Annotated in this window: 1 protein-coding gene and 1 pseudogene; both read right to left on the reverse strand. The window is 73.5% G+C overall.

The genetic code is table 11. From position 1 onward, the window contains the following. Positions 1-2: 2 nt before the first annotated feature. Positions 3-3,983 carry a non-ribosomal peptide synthetase gene (locus tag ACZ7OH_RS30995; protein ID WP_470284053.1) on the reverse strand — a complete coding sequence of 1,327 codons (3,981 nt, stop codon included), beginning with the start codon at positions 3,981-3,983 and terminating at the stop codon, positions 3-5. After that, positions 3,980-24,097, reverse strand: a pseudogene (locus tag ACZ7OH_RS31000) (non-ribosomal peptide synthase/polyketide synthase); the annotation flags it as partial. The pseudogene ACZ7OH_RS31000 and the gene ACZ7OH_RS30995, both read right to left, overlap by 4 nt. Positions 24,098-24,099 lie beyond the last annotated feature (2 nt).

Here is a 24,099-nt window from a genome sequence, read left to right on the forward strand (position 1 = left end):
CTTCACTCGTCGGCGGTCACGGCGAGCCCGGCCAGCACGGCCCGGGCCAGCTCCGCCACGTGCGGCGGTTCGACCATGTCCCAGTGGTGGCCCGGAACCGGCGTCACCGTGAGCTCGCCGCGCGTGCGGGCGCGCCAGCTCTCCGGGCGCACCTCCGGGCGGCCCTTCACCGGGTGGGTGCCGGTGGAGGTGATGAGGTGGATGCCGGTGTCGACGACGGCCCGGCAGCGGTAGGCCTCGACGGCGTCCTTGCCGGCCAGGTAGACCCGCGCCATCTGCTCGACGACCGCGTTGCCGGCGACTTCGGAGACCATGCCGCGGTCCCGGGCCTCGGCGAGCATCTCGTCGAGGGTGTCGACGGCTCCCGGGGCGAGCTTCAGCACGGCTTCGCCGAACCACGCGAGGGGGTCGCTGGTGTCGACCTCGGGGAGCGGGTTGCCGTAGTCGTCGACGCCGAGGACGGTGGCGTCGATGATGCACAGGTGCTCGACGGGCCGCCCCGCCTTTTCCAGCTGGGCGGCCATTTCGAAGGCCACCGACCCGCCCTGGGACCAGCCGGCGAGGCGGATCGGCCGGTCGCCCACCACCGGCAGCAGGTCGGCGACGAACGCCGCGGCCAGCTCCTCGATCGTGTGCACCGGGTCCTCGCCGGGCGCGAACCCGGGGGCCTGCAGGCCGAACACCGGCAGCGCCGGGTCCAGCTCGGCCACCAGCTGCAAGTACGGGAACGGGCTCCCGGCGGTCGGCGGCAGCAGGAACAGCGGCGCGACACCGGCGCGGCCGGGCGAGAGGGGCACGACCAGTCCCCCGCCGTGGTCCCCGGCCCGGATGAGGTCGGCCAGCGCCCGGATCGTCGGGGCGCGGAACACCTCGGCCAGGCCGACGGTCGCGCCCAGCTCGGCCTTGATCCGGTCGACCAGCACGACCGCCAGGAGCGAGTGACCGCCGACGTCGAAGAAGCCGTCGATGACGCCGACGCGGCGGCCCAGGAGGTCCTCCCACAGCTTGGCGAGCGCCATCTCCAGCTCGTCGCGCGGCAGCACACCGGACGTCGACACCGGCGCGGCGTCCGGGGCGGGCAGCGCGACCCGGTCGATCTTGCCGTTCGACGTGAGCGGCAGGGTGTCCAAAGTGGTCAGTGTCGCCGGGACCATGTACTCCGGCAGCCGCTCGGACAGGTGCGCCCGCAGCGCGTCGGCGTCCACAGTGGACGGCGCGACGTACCCGGCGAGCGCGCCGTCGCGGACCACGGCGACCGCCTCGGTGACGCCGGGGCCGCCGACCAGCGCGGCCTCGATCTCGCCCAGCTCGATGCGGTAGCCGCGGACCTTGACCTGGTGGTCGGTGCGGCCGACGAACTCCAGCCGCCCGTCCGGCAGGTACCGGGCCAGGTCGCCGCTGCGGTAGAGCCGGCCGGGCCCGAACGGGTTCGCCACGTACTTCGCCGCGGTCAAGCCGGGGTTGCCGGCGAAGCCGCGGGCGACGCCCGCCCCGCCCGCGTACAGCTCGCCGGTCACGCCGACGGGAACCGGACGCAGGTGCTCGTCGAGCAGGTAGACCTCGGTGTTCCAGATCGGCCGCCCGACCGAGATCGGCGTGGTGACGCACTCGGCGGCGGGCAGCAGGTTGATCACGTTGGCCACCGACGTCTCGGTGTGGCCGTACTCGTTGGCCACCACGACGTCCGGGGCGTGCTCCCGCCAGAACTCCAGCGCCTCGGCCGTCAGCTGCTCGCCACCGACGACCACGTGCGCGGCGGCGTCGGCCGCTTCCGGCGTCAGGCAGCGGCGCAGCGGTTCGAGGTGGGCCGGGGTGAGCTTGACGAAGCTGAACTTGCGTCCGCTGGACAGGACGTCCGCGAGCCCGGCGACCGGGTGCTCGTCCTCCGGCACGAGCGTCACGGTCGTCCCGCAGAGCAGCGGCAGGAACAGCCCGGTGACGGTCAGGTCGAAGGCGAGCGACGAGTGCACCGGGGCGCCGTCGCCCTCGTCGGCGCGGTAGGCCTGGCGGCACCAGTCCAGGTAGTGCAGCACGCCGCGGTGGCTGATCAGCACGCCCTTGGGGCGGCCGGTCGAGCCGGACGTGTAGATGATGTAGGCGAGGTTCTCCGGGTCGACGACCGGGTCCCGCCACGGCACCGGGTCGTCGGCGACCGGCTCGTCGGCGAGGACCACGACGTCACCGAGGTCCTCGCCCGCGTAGCGGCGGGTCGTGACGAGGACGCGGGCGCCGGCCTGGCGGAGCATGTACTCCTTGCGGTCCTGTGGGTAGGCCGGGTCGAGCGGGATGTAGTGGCCGCCGGTCTTGAGGACGGCCAGCAGCACCGGCAGCAGCAGCGGGCCGCGTTCGCAGAGCACTCCGACCGGCGTCTCGACGCCGACGCCGTGCGCCCGCAGCCGCTGGGCCAGCCGGGTGGCGCGGTCCTCCAGCTCGGCGTAGGTCAGCTCAGTCTGTCCACAACGGACGGCGATGGCGTCCGGAGTGGACGCGGCCTGCGCGGCGATCCGGCCGTGCAGCGTGCCGCGCAGGTAGGGCTCGGCGGTGGCGTTCCAGGTCTCCAGGAGCAGCTTCCGCTCGGCCGTCCCGAGAACGTCCACTTCGGACAGCCGGACGCCGGGGCGGGCGGCCAGCTCGGTGAACAGCCGGACGACGTGCTCGCCCATCCGGACCATCCGGACCTCGTCGAACAACGCGGTCGCGTACTCCAGCACGCCCTCGACGGAACCGTCGGCCTGGCGGACGAAGGAGATCATCAGGTCGAACTTCGCCGTCGTCGAGGGCAGGTCCACCGGCGACACCCGCAGGTCGCCCAGGTCCGGCGAGCCGGCCGAGGAGTCGTAGACGGCGAACATGACCTGGACGACCGGGGTGTGCGCGAGGTCGCGCTCCGGCGCCAGCTCCTTGACCAGGCGCTCGAACGGCAGGTCTTCGTGCGCCTGGTCGGCCAGGCGGGCGACGCGGACGCGGTCGGCCAGGGTGGCGAAGTCCGGGTCGCCGGAGAGGTCGCCGCGGGCGACGACGGTGTTCACGAAGAACCCGACCATGTGCTCCAGCTCGGCCCGGCCGCGCCCGGCGACCGGGGTGCCGACGGCGATGTCCTCGCGTCCGGTGTGCCGGCCGAGCACGACGTACGCGGCGGCGAGCAGCGTCATGAACGGCGTCGCGCCGGCTGCCTTGCCCTGGTCGATCACGGCGGAGGCGGCGGCCGCGGGAATGGTGAAGCGGACCGACGCGCCGTGGTGGTCGCGCTGGGCCGGGCGCGGCCGGTCGGCGGGCAGCTCGAGGGTCTCCAGCCCGGCGAGCCGGTCCTTCCAGTACGCGAGGTCGGCGGTGTGGGCGTCCACGCGGGACTGTTCCCAGACCGCGAAGTCCGCATAGGACAGTTCGACCGGCGGCAGTTCCGCGCCGGTGTAGAGCCGGCGGAGGTCGTCCATCAGGATCGGCAGGGACCAGCCGTCGCAGGCGATGTGGTGGACGTTCAGCGCGAGGACGTGCCGCTCCGGCGCCTCACGCACCAGCAGCGCCCGGAACACCGGGCCGGTGGCCAGGTCGAACGGACGGCTGACGTACTCCGCGAGGATCGCGTCCAGGTCGCCTTCGACCACTGGGAGGTCGACTGGGGTCGGAGCCCCGATCACCTGGCGGGGCTGGTTGTTCTCCGCGGTGTAAGTCGTGCGGAGGATCTCGTGCCGTGCCACCAGGGCGTCGAGCGACCGGCGGAGCGCGTCGACATCGAGAGCGCCCTCCAGCCGGAGCAGGAGCGGCACGGCGTACTCGGCGCTGTCCGGGTCGAGCCGGTCGAGGAACCACAGGCGCTGCTGCCCGGCCGACAGCGGCAGCGGGGCGTCGCGGTCGGCCCGGCCGAACGTCCGGGCCGGGGTGGCGGCCCGGCCGCGCAACCGCTTCGCGAGCACCGCGGCCCGCAAGCGGGCGGCGCGGTCGGCGTCCGCCTCGGCTTGCGGGCGGATGTCGAACGTGGTCATGCGCTGGCCTCCTCGGTGAGGGAGTCGAGGAGTTCCTGCTCGGACATGCCGGCGAGCTCGGCCTCGATCTCGGTGTGGACCACGGCGGCGAGCGCGGCGACCGTGGTGGTCTGGAACAGCACGGGCAGGGGCAGGTCCACGCCGAACGCGGCCTGCAGCCGCATGCGGACCTTGGCGGCGAGCACGGAATGCCCGCCGAGGGCGAAGAAGTCGTCGCCGAGCCCGACGCGGGGCACGCCCAGGACCTCGGCCCAGATGTCGGCGATCAGCTGTTCCTCCGGACTGCCCGGGGCGACGTAGTCCGCCGTCTCCTCGGCCGGCTCGGGCAGCGCGGCCCGGTCGAGCTTGCCGCTGGCGTTGACCGGCAGCGCGTCGAGCACGACGAACGCGCTCGGCACCAGGTGCTCCGGCAGCCGCTGGCCGAGGAACGTCCGCAGCTCGGCGGCCGTGACGTCGCCGGCGACGTAGGCGACCAGGCGTTTCTGCCCGGCCGGGTCGGGTTTGGCGAGCACGACCGCCGCGGTGAGCGCCGGGTGCGCCCGCAGCGCGGACTCGACTTCGCCGAGTTCGATGCGGAAGCCGCGGATCTTGACCTGGTCGTCGGTCCGGCCGAGGAATTCCAGCTCCCCGGCGCGGGTCCGGCGGACGAGGTCGCCGGTGCGGTACATCCGCCCGCCCGCCGGGTTCGCCACGAACCTTTGGGCCGTCAGCCCCGGCCGGCCGAGGTAGCCGCGGGCGAGACCCGGGCCGGCGACGTACAGCTCACCCGCGACGCCCGGTGGCACCGGCTGGAGCCGGTCGTCCAGGACGTACGCCTGCGTGTGCTTCAACGCCGAGCCGATGGTCACCGAAGCGCCCACCACCAGGGGTTCGGACACCGTCGAGACGACCGTCGCCTCGGTCGGGCCGTACATGTTGAGCATCCGGCGGCCCGGCGCCCACTTCGCGACCAGCTCGGGCGGGCAGACGTCGCCGCCGACCACGACGGTCCGGAAGTCCGGCAGGTGCGGGTCCTCGACGGTGGCCAGGGCCGCGGGCGGGATCAGCGCGTGCGTCACGCGGCCCTCGGCGAGGACGTCCCGCAGCTGGTCCCCGAGCAGCGGGCCCGGCGGCGTGACGACCAGGGCCGCGCCGGTCATCAGCGACGCGCACAGCTCCAGGATCGAGGCGTCGAAGCTCGGCGACACGTACTGCAGCACCCGGTCACCGGGGCCGACCCGGTAGGCGGCGATGGTGTTCGCCACCAGGGTGCCGAGGCCGGCGTGGCTGACGACGACCCCCTTCGGCCGTCCCGTCGAACCCGATGTGTAGATCACGTACGCTGCGTTCTCGGGCTTCACTTCGACGTCCAGCGGACGGTCGTCCATTGTGGACGCAGGCAGTCCCCGCAGCGTGAGCACCGGGTTCGCGTCGTCGAGCATGTACCGGATGCGCTCGGCGGGGTAGCTCGGGTCGATCGGGAGGAACGCCGCCCCGGTCTTGACCACCGCGAGCTGCGCGACGACCAGGTCGGCCGAGCGCGGCAGCAGCAGCGCGACGACCTTCTCCGGGCCGGCGCCCTGGCTCCGCAGCAACCGGGCCACGCGGTTGGCCGCCGCGTCCAGCTCGGCGTAGGTGAGCGAGTCCGGTCCGGCCACGACGGCCGGGGCGTCCGGGGTCCGCCGCGCCTGGGCTTCGACCAGCCCGGCGAACGTCCCACCGGGGGCACCTGCGTCCGCCGGGGTCAGTGTGGCCGCGTCCAGCATGGGAACCCGGTCGACCGGCCGCTGGGGGTCGGCGGCGAACCCGCCGAGCAGACGCAGGTAGCGCTCGGCGAACGCGGCGACCGTGTCCTCGTCGAACAACGCGACCGGGTACTCGAGGACGCCGTCGACCGCGCCGGAGGCCTGCTCGCGCAGCACCATGGCCAGGTCGAACTTCGCGGCGCCCGTCTCGACGCCGACGGGCTCGCAGTCCAGCCCGGCGAACTCCCAGCCGCCCTCGGACATCGTCTGCAGCGCGAACATCAGCTGCACCAAGGGGTTCCGGCTCGGGTCGCGGTCGGGCCGCAGCTCGGCGACGACCCGGTCGAACGGGACTTCCTGGTGGCTGAAGGAGTTCAGGGCCGTCTCACGGACCCTTTCCAGCAGTTCGGTGAAGCCGGGCGAGCCGGTCAGGTCGGCCCGCAGAGCGAGGGTGTTGACGAACTGGCCGATCAGCCGCTCGGTGTCCGGGTGGTCGCGGCCGGCGACCGGGCTGCCGATCGCGAACTCCCGCAGCCCGGTGTGCCGCGCGACGAGCACCTGGAACCCGGCGAGCAGCGTCATGAACAGGCTCGCCCGGGCTTCCGCACCCACCTCACCGAGGCGGGCGGCCAGCTCCGCGGGCACGCTGAACTCGTACCGCGCGCCCCGCGGGTCACGCACCGGCGGCCGCGGGCGGTCCGCCGGCAGCTGCACGACCTGCGGCACCCCGGCCAGCTGCGTCCGCCAGAACTCGACGTCCGCCTCGCTCGGCCGGGACCAGGCCGCGACGTCGGCGTACTGCACCGGCAGGGGCGGCAAGTCGACACCGGCGTAGAGGTCGCGCAGCTCCTCGGCGAGGATGCCTTCGGACCAGCCGTCCAGGACGATGTGGTGCGCCGACAGCGCCAGGACGTGGTCGTCGTCGGCGAGCCGGCCGAGTGCGGCGGCGAACACCGGCCCGGTGGCCAGGTCGATGGGCTGCGCTCGGAGGAACGGCGTGAGTTCGTCGATCTCGGTGACGGGCAGCGGTACCGGCTCGGCCGGGTCGACGACCTGGCGCGGTTCGCCGTCGATCTCGACGAACCGGGTCCGCAGGATCTCGTGCCGCTCGACCAGCTTCGTGAGCGCGGCCGCCAGTGCGTCGACGTCGAGCGGCCCGCGGAGGCGGACCGCGTTGGGCACCAGGTACTCCGCGCTCGCCGGCGCCATCCGGTCGGCCAGCCACATGCCGACCTGGACCCCGGCCAGGGGCGCCGGGCCGTCCGGCCGCTTCGGGATGGCCTCGAACTCACGCTGGGTGGCGCGGGCGACGGCGCCGGCGAGCTCGGCGACCGTGGGCGAGTCGAAGATGAGCCGGATCGGGATGTCCGCCGAGAGGCGTTTGCGCAGCTCGGCGACCACCCGCACGCCCAGCAGAGAGTGCCCGCCGAGGTCGAAGAAGTTGTCGTCGGCGCCCACCCGCTCGACACCGAGGACGTGCTGGAGCACTTCGGCGACCAGTTCCGCGACCGGCCCTTCCGGCGCCCGGTACTCGGCCCCGGCCGCGGCCGGGGCGGGCAGCGCCTTGCGGTCGATCTTGCCGCTGGTCGTGGTCGGGAACTCGGGCAGCACGCTCAGCGCCGTCGGCACGAGGTAGACGGGCAGCCGCTCGCGCAGCTGCTCGCGGATCCCGGTCTCGGTGAGCGTGACGCCGGCCTGCGGGGTGACGTACCCGGCGAGCCGCTTGTCGCCCGGCACCGGCTGCCACACCGTGACGGCGGCTTCGCGAACGCCGGGCAGTTCGAGGAGGACCTGCTCGACTTCGCCGGGTTCGACGCGGATGCCGCGGATCTTGACCTGCGAGTCCTGGCGGCCGAGGAAGGTCAGCGCGCCGTCGGGGGTGCGCAGGCCGCGGTCGCCGGTGCGGTAGAGCCGCTCCCCCGGGTCGAACGGGCTCGCGAGGAACGCCGACGCCGTCTTGACCGGGTCGCCGAGGTAGCCGCGGGCCAGGCCGACGCCGCCGATGAACAGGTCGCCGGGGACGCCGACCGGAACGGGCCGCAGGTGCTCGTCGAGCACGTGGATCTGGTTGTTGGCGATCGGCGAGCCGACGCTCACCGAGCCCGCGCCGTCGAGGTCCGACCGGAGGCACGTGCGCATGGTCGAGTCGATCGACACCTCGGTCGCGCCCCACTGGTTGTGCAGCGTGGCGGTCTCGCCCAGGCGGTCGAAGAACAGCTTGAGCAGTTCCGGCTGCAGGGCTTCGCCGCTGGTGATGACGTTGCGGACGGTCTTGAGCGCGGCGCGGTCGGCCGGGGTCAGCTGCTCCAGGAACAGCGTCAGCATGCTCGGCACGAACTGCAGGTTGGCTACTCGGTGGCGGATCGCGCCTTCCAGGATGGCGGCCGGGTCGCGGTGCAGGCCCGGCGGGATCAGCGCGACGCGGCCGCCGACGATGAGCGGCCACAGGCATTCGACGGCGGCGTCGTCGAAGACGAGGGTCGTCTTCTGCAGGACGCCTTCGCCCGGCTCGAGCCGGTAGGTGTCCTGGTGCCAGCGCAGCCGGTTGACCCAGCCGCGGTGGGTGCTCGCGACGCCCTTCGGTTTGCCGGTCGAGCCGGAGGTGTAGTAGATCGACACGAGGTTGTCGGGGTGGGTGGTGTCGGTCAGCCGCGGCGCTTCACCGTCCAGATCGGACACTTCGAGGAAGACGACTTGGCTTCCCGACGGGGTTTGCGCACCCTGGTTGACCAGGCAAACCGGTGAGTGCGCGTCGCCGAGGATGCCGAGGACGCGGGGCTCCGGCGCGTCGGTCTCGATCGGGACGAACGCGCCGCCGGCCTTGAGGATCGCGACCAAGCCGACGATCAGGTCGATCGAGCGGTCCATCCGCAGGCCGACCGGGACGTCCGGGCCGACGCCGTGTTCGGCCAGGCGGGCCGCGAGGACTCCGGCCCGGCGTTCCAGCTCGGCGTAGTCGAGGTGGTCGTCGAGGTATTCGACGGCGATCGCGTCCGGGGTCCTCTTCGCCTGTTCGGTGATGAGGTGGTGGAGGCAGATGTCCTCGTCGTAGGCGACCCGGGTGTCGTCGACGCCGTGGACGAGGTGGTCCCGCTCGGCTTCGGTGAGCAGGTCCAGCTCGCCGACCGGAGTTTCGGGTGCTTCGGCGATCCTTTCGAGCAGGGTCGTGAAGTGGCCGGCCAGCCGCTCGATGGTGGTCGCGTCGAACAGGGCGGTCGGGTACTCGAAGATGCCGGTGAGGGCGCCGTCGGCGTCCTGGGCGAGGGCGAGTTCGAGGTCGAACTTGCTGACCTGGGTGTCCACGGCGAGCTTTTCTACGGTCAGGCCCGGCAGCGCCCAGCCGGCCTCCTCGTTGTTCTGCAGGGCGAACACGATCTGCACGAGGGGCGTGCGGGTGAGGTCGCGCTGCGGGCGGAGGAGTTCGACGATCCGGTCGAACGGGACGTCGTCGTGGTCGAACGCGGCCAGGGTGCCGGTGCGGACTCGGTGCAGCAGTTCCGTGAACGCCGGGTCGCCGGTCAGGTCCGCGCGCAGCGGCACGGTGTTGACGAAGTGGCCGATCAGCGGCTCGGTCTGCGGGTGGCTGCGGCCGGACACCGGGGTGCCGATCGCGAAGTCCCGCATGGCGGTGTAGCGGCTGATCAGGACCTCGAAGGCGGCCAGGACGGTCATGAAGAGGCTCGCACCGTGCTCGGCGCCGAGGGTGGCCAGCTTGGTCACGACGTTCGCCGGGACGTGGACCGGGGTCTTGGCGCCGGCGATGTCCCGGGTGAGTGGCCGCGGCCGGTCGGCGGGCAGCTCGGCGACGTGCGGCATGCCGTCGAGGGCGTGACGCCAGAAGTCCAGCCCGGCTTGGTCGTCGGCCGTCGCTTGCCAGGCGGCGACGTCACCGAACTGCACCGGCAGGGCCGTGGGTTTCACCCCGGCGTAGTGGTCGCGCAGCTCCTGCGCCAGGACACCCATGGACCACCCATCGGCGACGATGTGGTGCAGCAGCAGGACGAGCACGTGGTCGCGCTCCGAGACTCGGGCCAGTGCGGCCCGGAAGACGGGGCCGTGCTCGAGGTCGAGCGGGATCTCGACCTGCGAGCGCACAAACACCTCGACTGCCTGGTCCCGGGCGGTCCCGGCCGCGGGGTCGGCCGCCAGCGCAGGCCCAGCGGCATCTGCGAGGTCGGTCACCGGCAGTGGCACCGGCCGCACCGGGTCCACCACCTGGGTCGGCTCACCATCGGCCTCCACGAACCGGCTGCGCAGCACCTCGTGCCGCGCCACCACTGCCGACAGCGCGCCGCCCAGCGCAGCCACGTCGAGGTCGCCGCCGATGCGCAACGCCAGCGGCACCAAGTACTCCGCCGAGCCCGGCGCGAGCCGTTCGGCGAACCACAATCCTCGCTGCACCGGCGAAAGCGGCGTGCGGGCCCCCGCCGAACGGACCGGGATCGACTCGAAGTCCACAGTGGACGCTTCCGGCACGAGCCGGGCCAGCGAAGCGATCGTCGGAGCCTCGAACAGCGCCCGCACTCCCAACCGCACACCGAACTCCGTGCGCATCCGGCCCGTTACCTTCGCCGCCAGCAGCGAGTGGCCGCCCAGCGCGAAGAAGTTGTCCTCCACCCCCGGCGACGGAATCCCGAGCACGTCCGCCCAGATCGCGGCCAGCGCGGCCTCGATCGGAGTCCGCGGAGCGACCTGCCCGGCACTGACCGGCCGAGGTGCGGGCAACGCCGCCCGGTCCAGCTTGCCGTTCGCGGTCCGAGGCAGCTCCGCCAGGGGCACGATCACCGACGGCACCAGGTACTCCGGCAACCGCGCCGCGGCGAACTCCGACAGCGCCGCGGGATCAGCCGTCCCGACGACGTAGGCGACCAGCAGCCCGTCCCGGACCACGACCGCGGCCTGCGTGACGCCGTCGTGCGCGGCCAGCACGGCCTGCACCTCGCCCGGCTCGACGCGGAAGCCGCGGATCTTGACCTGGTCGTCCGCCCGGCCCGCGTACTCGAGGACGCCGGAGGCGGTCCACCGCGCGAGGTCGCCCGTCCGGTACATCCGCTCCCCCGCCATGAACGGCGAGGCGACGAACCGTTCCGCGGTCGCCTCCGGCGCGCCGAGGTACCCCAGCGCCGTGCCGACCCCGGACAGGTACAGCTCCCCGACGACCCCCGCGGGCACCGGCCGCAGCCGCGCGTCGAGGACGTACGCGTGCTTGCCGGCGAGCGGCCGGCCGATCGGCACCGGGCCGTCCACCGCCGTGACCTCGTGGAACGTGCTGAAGCCCATCGTCTCGGCCGGGCCGTAGCCGTTGATCACCGCGACGTGCGGGTACGACCGCAGCACCTTCGCCAGGTGCGCGGGCGAGGCCGCCTCACCGCCGGTCATCGCGCGGCGGACCGTCGCGAACACCGCCGGGTGCTCGTCGACCAGGAAGTTGAACAGGCTGGCCGAGACGTCGAGAACCGTGACGCCGTGCGCCACGACCAGGTCCTCGATCAGCGCCGGCTCCGGTCGCTGGCCGGGCTGGAGCACGACCGTGCCGCCCGAAAGCAGCGGCCCGAGCAGCTGCGTGCCGAACGCGTCCCACGACACCGGCGCGCACTGCAGCCAGACGTCGTCCGGGCCGAACCCGGCGTAGTCCTGGCCCGTCAGCGTCCCGACGACCGCGCGGTGCGGGGCCGCGACCGCCTTCGGGACGCCCGTCGAACCCGACGTGAACATGACGACGGCGAGGTCGTCCGGGCTGCCGGGCAGGCCGAGGACACCGCCGTCGCGGACGGCGATCGCGGCCGCGTCGGCCACGACGTCGATCCGCCGCCAGGGCAGCTCACCGCCGTCGGTCAGGACAACCGCGGCCGACGTCCGGCGAAGCGCAGCGACCAGGCGTTCGGCCGGGAAGTCCGTGTCCAGCACGGTGTAGGCCGCGCCCGCCTTGAGGACGGCGAGCAGCGCGACGGCCAGCCGCGGGGAGCGTCCGATGTGGACGCCGACCAGGTCGCCGGGCCGGACCCCCTCGGCGACGAGGTGCCGGGCGAGCCGGTTGGCCTCGGTGTCGAGCTGCCCGTAGGTGAGCGACGAACCTTCGAAGACCAGCGCGGTCGCGTCCGGCGCCCAGGCCGCCTGCCGTTCGACGAGTTCGTGCAGCCGCATCGCCGGCGCGGTCACCTGAGTCGAGCCGAAAGCGAGCAGTTCGGCCCGCTCGCCGGAACCGAGCACGTCCAGGTCCACAACGGACACGTTCGGCGTCGCGACGGCCGCGGTGAGGAACCGGGCGAACCGCTCCGCGATGGCGGCTGCCGTGGCCGCATCGAACAGGTCGGTCGCGTACTCCAGCTGCCCGGTCAGCCCGGCCGGGGTGCCGTCGGGAGCGTGGTTCTCCTCGATGCCCGCGGTGAGGTCGAACTTGGCGACGTCCCGGCGGACCGTGACCCCTACGGTGGCGAGGCCGGGCAGGCTGACCTGCGCGGTCGCGTTGTTCTGCAGCACCAGCATCACCTGGAACAGCGGGTGCCGGGACGCCGACCGCACCGGGTTCAGCTCCTCGACGACCCGCTCGAACGGGACGTCGGCGTGCGCCAGCGCGGCCAGCCCGGCGTCGCGGACGCGGGCCAGGAGCTGCCGGAACGTCGGCTGCCCGGAGACGTCGGTGCGCAGGACCAGGGTGTTGACGAAGAACCCGGCGAGATCGTCGAGCGCCGTGTCGCCACGACCCGCGACGGCGGTCCCCAGCGGCACGTCGTCCCCGGCGCCGAGCCGGGACAGCAGGGCCGCGAACCCGGCCTGCAGCGCCATGAACAGCGTCGCGCCGCTCCCCCGGGCCAGGTCCGCGAGTCCCTTGTGGACGTCCGCGCCGAGCGCGAACGCCACGGAGCCACCGCGGTGGCTCGCCACGGCCGGGCGGCCCCGGTCGGCGGGCAGCGCCAGCTCCTCGGGGGCGCCGGCGAGGGCGTCGCGCCAGAACGCCAGCTGACCGGCGAGCTCCGGTTCGTCGAGGACTTCGCGCTGCCACAGCGTGTAGTCCGCGTACTGCACCGGCAGCGGCGCCCAGTCCGGCGCGTGCCCGTCGACGCGGGCCGCGTAGGCGGTGGCCAGGTCGCGCCACAGCGGCGCGGCGGACCAGCCGTCGGACGCGATGTGGTGCAGCACCAGCAGCAGGACGTGGTCGTCGGCGGCCACCGCGACCAGGTGCGCCCGGATCGGCAGCTCGGTGCGCAGGTCGAAGACGTGCGCCGCGGCCTCCGCGAGGACGTCCGGCAGTTCGTCCTCAGTGGACTGGGTGAGTGTCCACGGCACTTCGTAAGTGGTCAAGATCTCCTGCCACGGCTCGCCGTCGTGCGACGGGAACACCGTCCGCAACGACTCGTGCCGTTCGACGACGTCGGCCAGCGCCGCTTGCAGGGCGGGCACGTCGAGCGCGCCGCGCAGGCGGAGGGCCCGCGGGACGTCGTAGCCCGCGTTGGCCTCCTCGGCCTGGTCGACGAACCACAGCCGCTGCTGCGCGAACGACAGCGGCAGCCGGTCCGGACGCTCCCGGCGGGTCACCGGCGGCCGCGCCGGGGCCGCGTCCCCGAGCACCTCGGCGAGCCCGGCGACGGCCGGCGTGCGGAACAGGTCCCGGATGCCCAGCTCGACGCCGAGCACCGCGCGGACCCGGCCGATCAGCCGGGCCGCCAGCAGGGAATGCCCGCCCAGGTCGAAGAAACCGTCGTCCAGGCCGACCTCGGGCAGCCCGAGCACGTCGGCGAACAGTCCACAGAGGACGTTCTCGGTCAGGGTCCGCGGCCGCCGCCGGGACGCCGCCGCGAAGTCGGGCGCGGGCAGCGCGCGGCGGTCCAGCTTGCCGTTCGCGGTCCGGGGCAGCTCGGCCAGCGGCACGATCGCCGACGGCACCAGGTAGTCCGGCAGCCGCTCGGCCAGGTACGCCCGCAGCGCGGCGCGCTCGGCCGAGCCGACGACATAGCCGATCAGCCGGCCGTCGCGGACGACGACCGCGGCCTGCTCGACGCCGTCGTGCCGCGCCAGCACCGCCCGGACTTCGCCGGGTTCGACGCGGAAGCCGCGGACCTTGACCTGGTCGTCGGCGCGGCCGACGTACTCGAGGACGCCGTCGGCGCGCCAGCGGACGAGGTCGCCGGTGCGGTACATCCGCTCCCCCGGAGCAAACGGCGAAGCCACGAACCGCTCGGCCGTCGCGGCGGGCAGGCCGCGGTAGCCGTCGGCGAGACCGTGGCCCGCGAGGTACAGCTCACCCGTGACGCCGGGGGCGGCCAACGCCAGGTGCGCGTCGAGGACGTACGCGCGCTTGCTCGCGACGGGACGGCCGATCGGGATGGCCGTGCCGCCGAGGTCCGCGGCGGTGATCGGGTGGAACGTCGTGTAGCCCATGCTTTCGGCCGGGCCGTAGCCGTTGATCAGCCGGACGTCCGGGTACTCGCGCAGCGCCTTCGTGACGTGCTCGACGGACGCCGGCTCGCCGCCGGTCATCGCCCGGCGCAGCACGGTGAAGACCTGCGGTTCCTGGTCGAGCAGGTAGTTGAAGAGGCTCGCCGAGGCGTGCAGCACGGTGACGCCGTGCTCGACGACCAGCGCGGCGATCCGTTCCGGCTCGGGGTTCTGGCCGGGCTGCAGGACCGTGCGGCCGCCGTAGAGCAGCGCGCCGAACAGCTGGAGCGCGAAGCCGTCCCACGACACCGGCGCGCACTGCAGCCACACCTGGCCGGCGTCGAAGGTGGCGTAGCCCTGGCCCATCGTGGCGACGACCCCGCGGTGCGACGTAGCGACGCCCTTGGGGACGCCCGTCGAGCCGGAGGTGAACATGACGCAGGCCAGGTCGGCCGGGGTCAGTTCGACGTCCGGGTTCGTGCTCTCGGCGTGGCTCGGCAGGGACTTCAGCACCCGCTCGACGCCCGCCTGCTCGGTGACCGCGGCCAGCCGCTCGGCCGGGTAGCTCGGGTCCAGCAGCGTGTAGGCGGCTCCGGACTTGAGCACGCCGAGCACCGCGATCGCGAACTCGAAACCGCGGTCCATCAGGACCCCCACGACCTCGCCGCGGCGGACACCGTCGTCGAGGAGGTGGTGGGCGACCTGGTTGGCGCGGGCGTTCAGCTCGCCGTAGGTCAGCGACTCGCCTTCGAACAGGATCGCGACGGCGTCGGGGTCCTGCCGTTCGACGATGGTGTGCAGGCAGTCTTCCGGCGCGTCGCTCACCTGAACGGCGTTGCCCGCTGCGAGGACGAGGTCGCGCTCGTCGTCGGTGAGCACGTCGTACGCCGTCACCGGCTTCGCGGGTGCGTCGGCGATCTGCTCCAGCAGCCGGACGAACGCGGTCGCCAGGCGCTCGGCGGTGGTGGCGTCGAACAGCGCGGTCGCGTACTCGAAGGCGCCGGTGATCCCCCCGCCGTTGCCGCGTTCCTCCAGGGCGGCGGTGAGGTCGAACTTGGCGACCGCGCGGGCCACCTCGTACGGCTCACACTCCACTCCGGACAGTACGGGCGCCGGCGCGTCCTGCTGCAGCACGAGCATCACCTGGAACAGCGGGTGCCGCGCGGCCGAGCGGGCCGGGTTCAGCTCCTCGACCAGGCGCTCGAACGGGACGTCGTCGTGCTCGAACGCGCTCAGGTCGGCTTCGCGGACCCGATCCAGCAGCTCGGTGAACGTCGGAGCACCGCTGACGTCGGTGCGCAGCACGAGGGTATTGACGAAGAAGCCGACGAGGTCGTCGAGAACCGGGTCGGGGCGTCCGGCGACCGGGGTGCCGATCGGGATGTCGTCCCCGGCGCCGAACCGCGCCAGCAACGTGGCGAGGGCGGCCTGCAGGACCATGAACGGGGTCGCGCGCTGCCCGGCCGCCAGCTCCAGGAGCCGCGCGTGCAGCTCGGCCGGGATCGTGACGGCCGCCGACCCGCCGGTGTGGTCCGCGGTGGCGGGCCGGACGCGGTCGTAGGGCAGCGCGAGCTCCTCGGGCAGGCCGGCGAGCGCGTCCGCCCAGTACGCGAGGTCGCTGTCGAGTTCTCGTTGCCACAGCGTGTAATCCGCGTACTGCACGGGCAGTGGTGTCCACTCGGGAGCGCGACCGTCGAGCCGGGCCGCGTACGCGTCGGCGAGGTCGCGCAGCAGGACCGGGATCGACCAGCCGTCCCCGGCGATGTGGTGGGTCAGCACGAGCAGGACGTGCTCGTCGCCCTCGCTGAACAGCCACGACCGCACCGGCGGGGCGGCGCCCAGGTCGAACGGGGTCCGCGCGGCCTCCGCGACCGAGCCGGAGCCGAGCTCGAACGGGACCTCGAAGGAGTCCAGGATCACCTGGTACGGGCCGGACTCGTCCTCGGCGTAGTACGTGCGCAGGGCTTCGTGGCGACCGGCCACATCGGACAGTGCCGCGGAAAGGGCCGAGGCGTCGACGTCGCCGCGCAGCCGCAGTGCGATCGGCATGTGGTAAGCGGTGTCCCCGGGGTCCATCCGGGCCAGGAACCACAGCCGCTCCTGACCGGGTGCCAGCGGCAGCCGGTCCGGCCGCGCGCGCCGCGTAACGGCCGGGCGTGCCGCGACGGCGTCGCCGAGGCTCTCGCTGAGCCCGGCGACCGTCGGGGTCGCGAACAGCGCCCGCACGGTGACGTCGAGCCCGAGCACCGCGCGGATCCGCCCGGCCAGCCGGGTGGCCAGCAGGGAGTGGCCGCCCAGGTCGAAGAAGCCGTCGTCGATGCCGACCTCGGGCACGCCGAGGACCTCGGCGAACAGCTCGCACAGCGCGTGCTCACGCGCGGTCCGCGGGACCCGGCCGGCGCCGCTCTCGACGGCCGGCGCGGGCAGGGCCTTGCGGTCGAGCTTGCCGTTCGGGGTCCGGGGCAGCTCGTCGAGCAGCACGAACGCCGACGGGACCATGTACCCGGGCAGCGCGGCCGCCAGGTGCCGGCGCAGCTCCTCGACGTCGACCGGTCCGCTGGGCACGACGTAGGCGACCAGGCGCTTGTCGCCGGGCCGGTCCTCGCGGACGACGACCGCGCGCAGCGCGACCGCCGGGTGCGCGGCCAGCACGGCCTCGATCTCGCCCAGCTCGATGCGGAAGCCGCGGATCTTGACCTGGTGGTCGACGCGGCCGAGGAACCGGATCTCGCCGTCGCGACGGCGGGCGACCAGGTCACCGGTGCGATACATCCGCTCCCCCACCGCGAACGGCGAGGCGACGAACCGGTCCGCGGTCAGGTCGGGCCGGCCGAGGTAGCCGCGCACGACGCCGTCGCCCGCGATGTACAGCTCACCCGGCACGCCCGGCGGTACCGGCCGCAACGCGCGGTCGAGCACGTGGACCTGTGTGTTCGCGATCGGCGTGCCGATGGTCGGCGAGCCTTCGCCGACGCGGGCGGTCGTCGACCAGATCGTCGTCTCGGTCGGGCCGTACATGTTGGTGACCGACGCGGCCCGCGCCCGCAGCGCGACGGCGAGGTCGTCGGGGAGGGCTTCGCCGCCGACCAGGACGTGCACACCCGCGAGGTCGACCGGCTCGGCCAGCAGGGCGTGGAACAGGCTCGGCGTGGCCTGCAGGAGCGTGACGTCCTCGGCGAGCGCGGCCAGGGCGCGGGTGTCGCGGACGTCGTCCCGGCTCGCGAGCACGACCGTGGCCCCGGCGAGCAACGGCGCGAAGATCTCCAGGCCGGCGATGTCGAAGCCGACGGTCGTGACCGCGAGGAGGCGGTCCCCGGCGGACATCCCGAACCGGTCGACCATGTCGAGGAGGAAATTCAGCAGCGGCCGCCGCGGCACGACGACGCCCTTGGGGCGACCGGTCGAGCCGGACGTGAAGATCACGTACGCCGGACTGTCCGGCGACGCGGTGTGCTCGAGGTTCCCGGTCTCGTCGGTGAAGACGAGGTCGTCACGGGTCAGGACCAGGGCCGGGTCGGCGTCCTCCAGCATCATCGCCAAGCGGTCGGCCGGGTACTCCAGGTCGAGCGCGAGGTAGCCGGCGCCGGTCTTGAGCACGGCGAGCATCGCGATGATCAGCTGCTCGTCACGCGGCAGCGCGAGGGCGACGTACCGCTCGGGCCCGGCGCCGCGGCCGGCCAGGTGGTGGGCGAGCCGGTTGGCCTCGGTGTTCAGCTCGGCGTAGGTCAGCGTCGTCGCGCCGAACTCCAGCGCCGGCGCGTCCGGGGTGGCCGCGGCCTGGGCTTCGAACAGTTCGATGACCGAGGTCTCCGGGAGCGAGCGCGCCGTCTTGTGGTTGGCCGTGTCGATGGCCGCGCGCTCGCCGTCCGACAACAAGTCCACGGTGGACAAGGTCGCTTTGGGCGCCTCGACGGCCGCGGCCAGGAACCGGATGAACCGGTCGGCGAGGTCGGCCGCGGTGCCTTGGTCCAGGAGGTCGGTCGCGTACTCCAGGTACCCGCCGATACCGGCCGGTTGCCCGTCGGCGCCGGTGTTCTCCTCCAGGTTGAGCGTGAGGTCGAACTTGGCGGTCTCGGTGGTCACCGGCACGTCCGCCGCGGCCAGGCCGGGCAGCGTGAGGTTGGCCGCGACGTTGTTCTGCAACGCCAGCATGACCTGGAACAGCGGGTGCCGCGCGGTCGAGCGCGCCGGGTTGAGCCGTTCGACGACCCGCTCGAACGGGACGTCGGCGTGGTCGAACGCGGCCAGCGCGGTCTCGCGGACCCGCCGCACGAGTTCGGTGAAGCTGGGATCGCCGCTGAGGTCCGTGCGCAGGACGAGCGTCGTGACGAAGAAGCCGACGAGGTCGTCGAGCGCGGCGTCGGGGCGCCCGGCCGACGGGGTGCCGACGGCGACGTCGTCCCCGGCGCCGAGCCGCGAGAGCAGCGCGGCGAACCCGGCCTGCAGCACCATGAACAGCGTCGCGTGCTCACCGCGGGCCAGGTCGAGGAGCCGGGCGTGCAGGTCCGCGTCGAGGCGCACCGGCAGGGTGGCGCCGCGGTGGCTCGCGACCGGCGGGCGCGGGTGGTCGAAGGGCAGGCTGATCTCGTCGGGCAGCCCGGCGAGCGCCTCGGTCCAGTAGTCCAAGGAGTCGTCGGTCAGCTCTTGTTGCCACAGCGCGTAGTCCGCGTACTGGACCGACAAAGGCGTCCACATTGGAGCGTCACCGGCGACGCGGGCGGCGTAGGCCGTCGAGAGGTCGCGCAGGAGCGGGGCAAAGGACCAGCCGTCACTCGCGATGTGGTGGGTGACGAGCACCAGGACGTGGTCGTCGTCCGCACGCAGGAGCGCCGCGCGGATCGGCAGATCGGTCGTCAGGTCGAACTCGCGGGCGGCGAACTCGGCGACGTCCACCGCGGCTTCGGTCCACGGCAGCTCGGTGAGCGGCCGGACCTCCTGGCGTGGCACACCGTCGGCGTCCGGGAACACTGTCCGCAGAGCCTCGTGACGCTCGAGGACGTCGGCGAACGCCTGGCGCAGCGCGGCGACGTCGAGGGCGCCGGTCAGCCGCAGCGCGCGGGGCACGTGGTAGGTCGCGCCGGCCTGGTCGAGCTGCTCGACGAACCACAGGCTGCGCTGCGCCGACGAGAGCGGCAGCACCTCGGGGCGCGGCCGGGCCACGACGGCGGGGCGGGCGGCCCGAGCGCTGTCCAAGACGGCGGCCAGGCCGGCGACGGTCGGCGCGCGGAAGACGTCGGCCACGCCGATCCGGGCCCCCAGAACCGAGCCGATGCGGGCGACGAGCCGGGCGGCGAGCAGCGAATGCCCGCCGAGGGTGAAGAACCCGTCGTCGACGCCGACCGTCTCGACCCCGAGGACGTCGGCGAAGAGTCCACAGAGGACTTCTTCCCGCGGGGTGCGGGGCGCGCGAGTCGTGCTCGTGCGCTCGGGCGCGGGCAGGGCCCGGCGGTCGAGCTTGCCGTTGGGGGTCAGCGGCAGCGCGTCGAGCAGGACGAACGCGCTCGGAACCAGGTGTTCCGGCAGCCGCTCGGCGAGGTACGCGCGGAAGTCGGCGGGCTCGCCGACGACGTAGGCGACCAAGAGCTTCTGGCCGGGCCGGTCCTCGCGGACGACGACGGCGGACTCGGTGACCGCCGGGTGGGTGCCCAGCGCGTTCCTGATCTCCCCGGGCTCGACGCGGAACCCGCGGATCTTGACCTGGTCGTCGGCGCGGCCGACGTACTCGAGGACGCCGTCGGCGCGGCGGCGCACCAGGTCGCCGGTGCGGTACATCCGCTCCCCCGCCTCGAACGGGCCAGCCACGAACCGCTCGGCGGTCAGGCCGGGGCGGCCGACGTAGCCGCCCGCGATGCCGCCGCCTGCGGCGTACAGCTCGCCGACGACGCCGGGCGCGACCGGCCGCAGCCGCTCGTCCAGGACGTACGCGCGCTTGCCGTTGAGCGGCACGCCGATCGGGATGGGCGCATCGAGGTCCGCGGTCGTGACGCGGTGCGAGCTGACGAAGATCATGTTCTCGACCGGGCCGTAGGCGTTGGTGAACGTCACGTCCGGGAACCTGTCCAGGGCCTTGGCCAGGTGCGTGACCGAGGCGACCTCGCCGCCGGTGTAGACGTCGCTGACGTGGGCGAAGACGGCCGGGTACTCGTCGAGGAGGAAGTTGAGCAGGCTGGCCGAGACGAACATCGTCGTGACGCCGTGCCGCGCGACCAGGTCGGCGATGAGCGCGGGCTCGGGCTTCGGGCCGGGCTGCAGGACGCAGGCGGCGCCGGTGAGCAGGGCGCCGAACAGCTCGAACGCGAAGGCGTCCCAGGAGACGGGCGCGGTCTGCAGCCAGACGTCCCCCGCATAGCCCTGGCCGAGGATCGTGGTGGCGACGGCTTCGTGGGACGCGACGACACCCTTCGGCGTCCCGGTCGAGCCGGAGGTGAACATGACGCACGCGGGGCCGGCCGGGCTGACCGCGCGGCTCGGTGCCGCCGCACGGGCGTCCACTTCGGACAGGTCGTCGAGCACGACGGGCGCGTCGACCTGCTCGGCCAGGAGCTGACGGCGGCCGGCGGGGAACGACGGGTCCAGGAGGGTGTACCCGCAGCCGGCCTTGAGCACGCCGAGGATGGCGGTGACCAGGTCCGGGCCGCGGTCGAGGCAGATCGCGACGATCCGGCCGGGCTCGACGCCGGCCAGGAGCGCGGCGACGCCGTTGGCGCGGGCGTCCAGCTCGGCGTAGGTGACGACCTGGTCCTCGAACAGGAGCGCGGTGCGGTCCGGGGTGCGCCGGGCGTGGCCCTCGATGACCTCGTGCAGGGTGACGGCCGGGGCGGCGGGCGCGGGCATGCCGCCCGTCTCGGCCTGGCGCAGTTCGGCCGGGTCGAGGAGGTCGAGGTCGCCGATGCGGACGTCCGGGTTCGCGGCGACGGCGGCGAGCACGCGCAGAAGGCGGCCGGCCAGCGTGGCGGCGGTGGCGCGGTCGAACAGGTCGCTCGCGAACTCCAGCAGGCCGGTCAGCTCGCCGTCGCGTTCCTCGAAGATCGCGGCCAGGTCAAACTTCGCGTAGCCGATGTCGACGCGCTCGCCGGTGGCGCGGACGCCTGGCAGGTTCAGTTCGGCGGCGAGGTTGTTCTGCAGCACCAGGAGCACCTGGAACAACGGGTGGCGGCCCAGCGAGCGCGCCGGGTTCAGCTCTTCGACGACCCGCTCGAACGGCACCTCGGAGTGCTCGAACGCGGCCAGGCACGTCTCGCGGGCGCGGTCCAGGAGTTCGCGGAACGTCGGGTCGCCGCCGGTGTCCGTGCGCAGGACGACGGTGTTGACGAAGAAGCCGACGAGGTCGTCGAGGGCGGCGTCCGTGCGGCCGGCGACGGGCGACCCGACCGAAACGTCGTCGCCCGCGCCGAGGCGGGTGAGCAGCGCGGCGAACGCGGCCTGCAGGACCATGAACAGCGTCGCGCCTTCCGCGGCGGCCAGGTCGGCCAGCCTGCGGTGGACGTCGGCGGGGACGTCCATCGGGAGGACGCCGCCGCGGTGGCTCGCGACCGCCGGACGCGGGCGGTCCGTGGGCAGCGGCAGTTCTTCGGGCAGCCCGGTCAGGGTGGCGCGCCAGTACGCGAGGTCACGCTCTACGGGGAGTTCTTGTTGCCACAGCGTGTAGTCCGCGTACTGGACCGGAAGTGGCGTCCACTTCGGAGGGTTGCCGGTGGCGCGGGCGGCGTAGGCGGTCGACAGGTCCCGCAGGAGCGGGGCGAAGGACCAGCCGTCACTCGCGATGTGGTGCACGACCAGCAGCAGCACGGCGGTGTCGCCGGGCAAGGTGAACAGGGTGGCGCGGATCGGCAGTTCCCGGGTGAGGTCGAAGCCGGCCTCGGTGGCCGCGGTCAGATCGTCGGCCAGGGTGTCCTCAGTGGACGGTTTGACTGCCCACCGGACTTCGCCCGCCGGCAGGATGTGCTGCACCGGCTCGTCGCCGTCGCGGGTGAAGACCGTGCGGAGGGCCTCGTGGCGGGCGACGACGTCCCCGATGGCGAGGCGCAGCAGGTCGGCGTCGACCGGGCCGTCGAGGCGGACGGCCTGCGGGACGTGGTAGCTCGCGTTCCGGGTGTCGGCCTGGTCGAGGAACCACAGCCGGCGCTGCGCGAACGACAGCGGCATCGGCTCGGGACGGTGACGCGGCGTCAGGGCCGGGCGCGCTTCGGGCGCGTCTTCGAGGATTTCGGCCAGGCCGGCCGGGGTCGGCGCGCGGAAGACGTCGCCGATGCCGGCCTCGACGCCGAGGGTGGCGCGGATGCGGGAGACGAGCTTGGCGGCCAGGAGGGAATGGCCGCCGAGGGCGAGGAAGCCGTCGTCGATGCCGACGCCGTCGACGCCGAGGATCTCGGAGAACAGTTCGCACAGCGCGGCTTCACGCGGGGTGCGCGGGGCGCGGCCAGTACGGGCGGCGGACCAGTCCGGCGCGGGGAGGGCCTTGCGGTCGAGCTTGCCGCTCGGGGTCAGCGGCAGGTCTTCGAGCACGACGAACGCGGCCGGGACCATGTACTCCGGCAGGTTCTCGGCCAGCGCCGCGCGCAGGGCGGCGACGTCGGGGGCGTCGACATCGGGGGCGGCGTCGTCGGGGACGACGTAACCCACCAGGCGCTGGTCGCCTTCGCGGTCCTCGCGGGCCAGGACGCACGAGCCGCCGACGCCGGGCTGGCGGTCGAGGACGGCCTCGATCTCGCCGAGCTCGACGCGCAGGCCGCGGATCTTGACCTGGTGGTCGGTGCGGCCGAGGTAGTGCAGGGCGCCGTCCTCGGACCAGCGGGCGAGGTCGCCGGTGCGGTACATCCGCTCCCCCGGCGTGAACGGGCTGGCCACGAACCGCTCGGAGGTCAGGCCGGGCCGGCCGTGGTAGCCGCGGGCCAGCTGGATCCCGGCGAGGTACAGCTCGCCGGCGACCCCGGGGGCGACCGGCTTCAGCTCGGCGTCGAGGACGTACGTGCGGGTGTTCCACACCGGACGTCCGATGGGGACAGTCGTTTCTTCGGGCCGGCACGCCCAGTACGTGACGTCGACCGAGGCTTCGGTGGGGCCATACAGGTTGTGCAGCTCGACGCCCGGGAGCGTGGCGAAGAACCGGGCCTGCAGCTCGGCGGGCAGAGCTTCGCCACTGCACAGGACGCGGCGCAGGCCGGTGCACGTCGCGGCGGCGGGGTCGAGCAGGAACGCCTGCAGCATCGACGGGACGAAGTGGACGGTCGTGATCCGCTCGGCGCGGATGATCTCAGCCAGGTAAGCGGGATCGCGGTGGCCACCGGGACGGGCGACGACGAGTGTCGCGCCGGTCAGCAGCGGCCAGAAGAACTCCCAGACCGAGACGTCGAAGCTGGACGGCGTCTTCTGCAGGACGCGGTCGTCGGCGGTGAGGCCGTACTGGGCCTGCGTCCACGCGAGGCGGTTGACGATGCCCTCGTGCGGCACCAGGACACCTTTGGGGCGGCCCGTGGAGCCGGAGGTGTAGATGGCGTACGCGAGGTCCTTTGTGGACGTCTCTTGTGGACATTCGATCGGCTGCGCACTGAAGTCGACGTCGTCGAGGCAGATGGTCTCGGCGTCGAACAGGGTTCTGTAGCGGGTTTGGGTGAGGACGACCGGCGCGGCGCTGTCGGCGACCATGTAGGCCAGCCGGTCGGCCGGGTAGTCCGGGTCGAGCGGGACGTAGGCGCCGCCGGCCTTGAGCACCCCCAGCAGGGCGATCACCAGCTCAAGGCTCCGGTCGACGCAGACGCCGGTGAGAACACCGGGGCCCACGCCCCGCTCGACCAGGAGGTTCGCGAGTCCGTCGGCCCGCCGGTGGAGTTCGCGGTAGGTCAGGGACTCGCCTTCGAACACCAGCGCCGGCGCGTCCGGGGTGCGGGCCGCCTGCTCGGCGAGCAGCCGGGTGAGCGTGCGGCCCGCCTCCGGGACGTCGGTGGTGGTGTCGTTCCAGGCCGCCAGCAGCTGCCGGGCGTCGTGGTTCACGGTGATCAGCTCCAGTTCGTTCACTG

Source organism: Amycolatopsis sp. NPDC114478 (genome assembly GCF_055633805.1).